Source organism: Brachybacterium nesterenkovii (genome assembly GCF_900163655.1).
Lineage (GTDB): Bacteria > Actinomycetota > Actinomycetes > Actinomycetales > Dermabacteraceae > Brachybacterium > Brachybacterium nesterenkovii.
The window spans coordinates 1-4,115 of record NZ_FWFG01000026.1 but is presented as its reverse complement, the minus strand read 5'-3'; the positions used below and the strand labels follow the sequence as shown (position 1 = coordinate 4,115).

6 protein-coding genes and 1 pseudogene are annotated in these 4,115 nt (G+C 66.7%); 5 read left to right on the top strand and 2 right to left on the bottom strand.

The window, feature by feature from the left end; translation table 11 throughout:
- Positions 1-171: 171 nt before the first annotated feature.
- Complete coding sequence (locus FM110_RS02905) at positions 172-879, top strand: C40 family peptidase (RefSeq protein WP_087102501.1); 708 nt, start codon at positions 172-174, stop codon at positions 877-879.
- Between the two features lie 76 nt (positions 880-955).
- Here FM110_RS02905 and FM110_RS02900 read toward each other — a convergent pair whose 3' ends face one another.
- On the bottom strand, positions 956-1,366 hold the full coding sequence (locus FM110_RS02900) for a four-helix bundle copper-binding protein (RefSeq protein ID WP_087102499.1): 411 nt from the start codon (positions 1,364-1,366) through the stop codon (positions 956-958).
- Positions 1,367-1,587: 221 nt separating this feature from the next.
- On the opposite strand from FM110_RS02900, the gene FM110_RS02895 reads away from it, so the two are divergent.
- The 4 genes from FM110_RS02895 to FM110_RS02880 are packed head-to-tail and all read left to right on the top strand — an operon-like array spanning position 1,588 to position 3,879.
- Positions 1,588-2,184 carry a YdhK family protein gene (locus tag FM110_RS02895; protein WP_087102497.1) on the top strand — a complete coding sequence of 199 codons (597 nt, stop codon included), beginning with the start codon at positions 1,588-1,590 and terminating at the stop codon, positions 2,182-2,184.
- Entirely contained in the window at positions 2,148-2,834 is a 687-nt protein-coding gene (locus tag FM110_RS02890) for a CueP family metal-binding protein (protein WP_327230327.1), read from the top strand. Before FM110_RS02895 ends, FM110_RS02890 begins: the two co-directional genes overlap by 37 nt.
- Before the next feature lie 38 nt (positions 2,835-2,872).
- The gene (locus FM110_RS02885; RefSeq protein WP_087102503.1) at positions 2,873-3,484 is read left to right on the top strand and encodes a TlpA family protein disulfide reductase; all 612 of its coding nucleotides are present in this window, start codon (positions 2,873-2,875) and stop codon (positions 3,482-3,484) included.
- Complete coding sequence (locus FM110_RS02880; RefSeq protein ID WP_234991866.1) at positions 3,484-3,879, top strand: cytochrome c biogenesis CcdA family protein; 396 nt, start codon at positions 3,484-3,486, stop codon at positions 3,877-3,879. Before FM110_RS02885 ends, FM110_RS02880 begins: the two co-directional genes overlap by 1 nt.
- A 118-nt stretch (positions 3,880-3,997) precedes the next feature.
- Here FM110_RS02880 and FM110_RS13675 read toward each other — a convergent pair.
- Positions 3,998-4,115: pseudogene (locus FM110_RS13675) on the bottom strand (IS110 family transposase); the annotation flags it as partial.

The window sequence follows — 4,115 nt, the reverse complement described above, 5'->3', positions numbered from 1 at the left end:
ACGGGCGACAGGACGACTCCCAGAACCACCGGACCTACAAAACGGGGTCAGCCCAATGTCGCCGCCCACGACATGAGCCGTCGCCTCGTTGCTCGCTCCGCTGTCGCTGTGGCACTGACGAAGTCATCGACTCCCTCCCGTCTCGAGGAGGGGAACTTACGGAGTAGAACCATGTCCCAGAACAACACCCATCGGGCCATCGGCCGAGCAGTCACGCCCGTGGGGATCGCTGGTCGGGCTCTGCGGGGCACGGACGGTGCCGCTGTGCTCGGCACGGTCGTCCTCGGATCCGCGCTACTCTCAGGCCCCGCGCAGGCCGCCCCTACCGCGTTGCCCGCTGCACCTACCGTTACTGCACAGGCTGCCGCGCCGGCGACGCCGGCCCCTGCACACGCGACGTCTGCGTTGGGGGCCGAGAAGCTGCGGTGGGGTTCGCAGGGCTCTTCGGTGGAGCGGCTCCAGACGGCACTGAACGAGCACGGTGCCTCTCTGTCCGTGGACGGCAAGTTCGGTCGGCTCACCCATGGGGCCGTGAAGGACTTCCAGCGCTCGCACGACCTGAAGATCGACGGGGTCGTGGGCCCGCAGACCCGCGGTGCACTGAACGGCGGGGGCGCTTCGATCTCTACCGGCGGAACGTCTGCTCCGGCTCCGGCGCACTCTGCGACGAATTCTCAGCAGGCGATCGTCGACGCCGCGCGCAGCCAGGTCGGGGTCTCGTACTCGTGGGGGACCTCCAAGCCGGGTGACCTCGTGGTGTGGCCGGGCCACCTGGGAATCTACGCGGGCGGCAACACGGTGATCGACGCCGGCAACAGCAAGGGCTCCGTGAGCGAGCGCACCATCTGGGGTTCGCCGACCTTCGTCACCTTCCGCTGACAGCACGCCACGACGCCAGCGTAGAGGGAGCCTCGACCACCGGTCGGGGCTCCCTCTAGGTGCAGAGGCAGCGGTGTCAGCCGATCGAGGCGAGCAGCTCGGCGCAGGCCTGCTCGCAGCGTCGGCAAGCCTCGGCACAGACCTTGCAGTGCTCGTGCATGCCGGCGTGCTTCTCGCACTCCTCGGCGCAGGAACGGCACGCTGCCTGACACGCCTCGAGCAGAGCACGGTTCAGGGCAACGTTGGTGCCCGTCTGCCGGGACAGGACCCGACCGGTCGTCTCGCAGACGTCGGCGCAGTCCTGGTTGAGGCGGATGCACTGGGTCAGCTCCGCCACCATGTCCTCGGCCAAGCAGGCGTCCGCGCAGGCGGTGCAGGTCTGGGCGCACTCGAAGCAAGCCTCGATGCATTCAGCGAGCTTCTGCTGGTCGATGCTGCCGAGGTCCTTCGGGTAGGTCTGAAGCATGGATGCGACGTGATGGGTCATGGTTCTGCTCCTTCTCGCTCCGAACGGACCGGCGGATAGCGGCCCGCCCTGACGACGATAGTCAGGCCATCACGAGAGACGGAAGCGAGTGGACCGTGCGTTCGGAGGCAGGACGAAGAGACTGGTCAGCGCTGTGCTCAAGACATCGAGACGTGATCTTGAGGGGACCTTGATCTGGGGGTCCTAGGCTCGTGCAAAATATCCTCTGACTAGGAGAAATCATGCGTTCTCGTCGCTCTTTCGGTCATTTCGCGGCGGTCGTCGTCACCGGTGCGATTGTGCTTGCCGGATGCACTGACAGCGGGTCTGACGAAGGTCAGACCTCGGGCGGGTCGGCGGCGGCCGAGACGTCCGAAGCGTCCGATGGTGGCGGCCACGGGGGCATGGAGCATCCGATGGATGGTGGTCCGGCACCGGAGGGGATGGCACCGGCGGAGGATCCCGAGTTCCCTGTCGGCACGGAGGTGACGCTCACGGCGGACCACATGGAGGGCATGGAGGGCGCGACGGCGACGATCTCCGGTGCCTTCGACACCACCACGTACGCGGTCAGCTTCACCCCGACCGATGGTGGCGATCCGGTCACCGACCACAAGTGGGTCGTTCACGAGGAGCTCGAGGACCCGGGCGAGGCACCGCTGGCGGAGGGCACCGAGGTGGTGATCACCGCCGATCACATGGCGGGTATGGAGGGTGCTGAGGCCAGCATCGACAGTGCCACCGAGGAGACCGTGTACATGGTCGACTTCGAGGCCGACGGGATGATGATGACGAACCACAAGTGGGTCGTCGAGAGCGAGATCGAGCCCCTCCAGTGAACTTTCCGGCAAGACCGCGTAGCGCGTTGGGTCCCTCCGGCGGTGGATCCCGCCGCGGGACCGGCCAGCTGCCCCGACGATCACTCTTCATCGGTGTCGGACTGCTCCCCCTCGTGGTCGCTGGCTGTGGGACCCGCGGAGCTGAGGACGCTCCCGTCACGGAAGATGAGGACCTGCTCCAGGAACATGGGTTCGCTGACGCCGACGCACAGGAGATCATCGACCAGCTTGAAGCGCTCCCGGTGGCTGAGCGACCGCAGAACCTGATCGCCAGCGTCACCCCGACATCCCTTCAGCTCAGTGACGATGCAGGGCGCGAGGCCGAGTTGCCCCTTCCACCGGATCAGTTCTACCTGTCGGTGGCCCCATTCGTGGAGGCCACCCACGAGTGCGCCTTCCACAGCCTGACGACGTGCCGCGGGGAGCTGCGCAGCCGCGAGATCTCCGTGAGCGTGGTCGACAACAGCTCGGGAGAGATCCTCGAGGACGGCACTCACACCACGCACGACAACGGATTCGTCGGTTTCTGGCTGCCGCGCGGGATCACCGCCGACCTCACGTGCGCCCTCGAGGACGTCACAGGGACCGCGTCCATCTCGACCCAGGCGGAGGATGATCTGACCTGTCTGACCAGTCTCCAGCTGACGTGAGCCGACGCAGCCTCCCCACTGCACTTCGACATCCCGCCATCAGCCCAGACGCGCCGGGGCCCGGCCTGAGTCGGCGGACCACACTCCGATTGGGCGGCGGTCTGCTCGTCCTTGCTCCCCTCCTTGCGGCGTGCAGCGGTTCCTCGGACGCGGCAAGCCAGGCGAACGCCGGGTACGTCTCCGGTGATGGTGTCGTCGTGGAGATTCCTCCCGAGGTCCGCGCCGCTCCTCTGGAAGTCCGGGGAACGACATACAGCGGAGACGACTTCGACTCCGCGGCGCTGCGCGGTGCACCTTTGGTGATCAACGTCTGGTACGCCTCGTGTCCACCGTGCCGGGTTGAAGCGCCGGCACTGAAAGCGGTGCACGCGGACTATGGGCCACCGGGAGTGGAGTTTGTGGGCGTGAACACCCGAGATAAGGCCGGGCCGGCCGCCGCGTTCGAGGAGACCTTCGGGATCACCTATCCCTCGATTCCGGACCCCGACGGGGCCGTGATCGCGTCGATGGACGGCAGCGTCTCGCCCAACGCGGTCCCCACGACGTTGATCCTCGATGCTGAAGGGCGGGTAGCTGCCCGGATCACGAACGCGGCCGACCAGAGCACCCTGGAGAGTCTCCTGGACGCCGTGCTGGAGGAGGGTGCCTGATGGGTGAACTGTTCGCCACCACCGTGCTGAGTGGGCCCCTGGCCGTGGCGCTCCTGCTGTCGATGGTGGCCGGTCTGGTCGCGTTCCTCTCCCCGTGCGTGCTGCCGGTGGTTCCTGGCTACCTCGGATACATCACTGGCCTCACCGGACAGAACACCAGCCCGCGCAGCACCAGCGATCCGGGTGAGCGTCCAGGGCGTTTGGTCGCCGGCGCGGTGCTGTTTGTCGCCGGGTTCACTGCGGTGCTCCTGGTCATCGGCGGATTCGTCGGCGCGATCGGGGCGCTGATGGTCCAGTACACCAGCGCGATCAATCGGATCTCCGGAGTGCTGGTCATCCTCATGGGTTTGGTGTTCGTGGGGATCTTTGAAGGCTCATCCGAATCCAGGGTGTAGTCGGGGTCTGAACCCGCCGGTCTCGAGCAGGGATCTGGCGATGTAGTTGGTCAGGTTGCGGAACCCCAGCGCCGAGCCGCGCAGGTGCTCGAGCCTGCCGTTGAATCTCCTATGTCTGTCAAGCGCCGGTGAGCTCATTCTGAGCGGCGGTGTTGAGGCGGCGGTAGATGTCGCGGGCGAGGTAGCGCTTGAGGCAGCGACGGATCTCCCGGAGGGTGCGCCCTTCGGCGGTACGG

Bases quoted from the DNA above. Each gene is read 5' to 3' on its own strand.
- FM110_RS02905 (WP_087102501.1), top strand. From the start codon at position 172: ATGTCCCAGAACAACACCCATCGGGCCATCGGCCGAGCAGTCACGCCC.
- FM110_RS02900 (WP_087102499.1), bottom strand. From the start codon at position 1,366: ATGACCCATCACGTCGCATCCATGCTTCAGACCTACCCGAAGGACCTC.
- FM110_RS02895 (WP_087102497.1), top strand. From the start codon at position 1,588: ATGCGTTCTCGTCGCTCTTTCGGTCATTTCGCGGCGGTCGTCGTCACC.
- FM110_RS02880 (WP_234991866.1), top strand. From the start codon at position 3,484: ATGGGTGAACTGTTCGCCACCACCGTGCTGAGTGGGCCCCTGGCCGTG.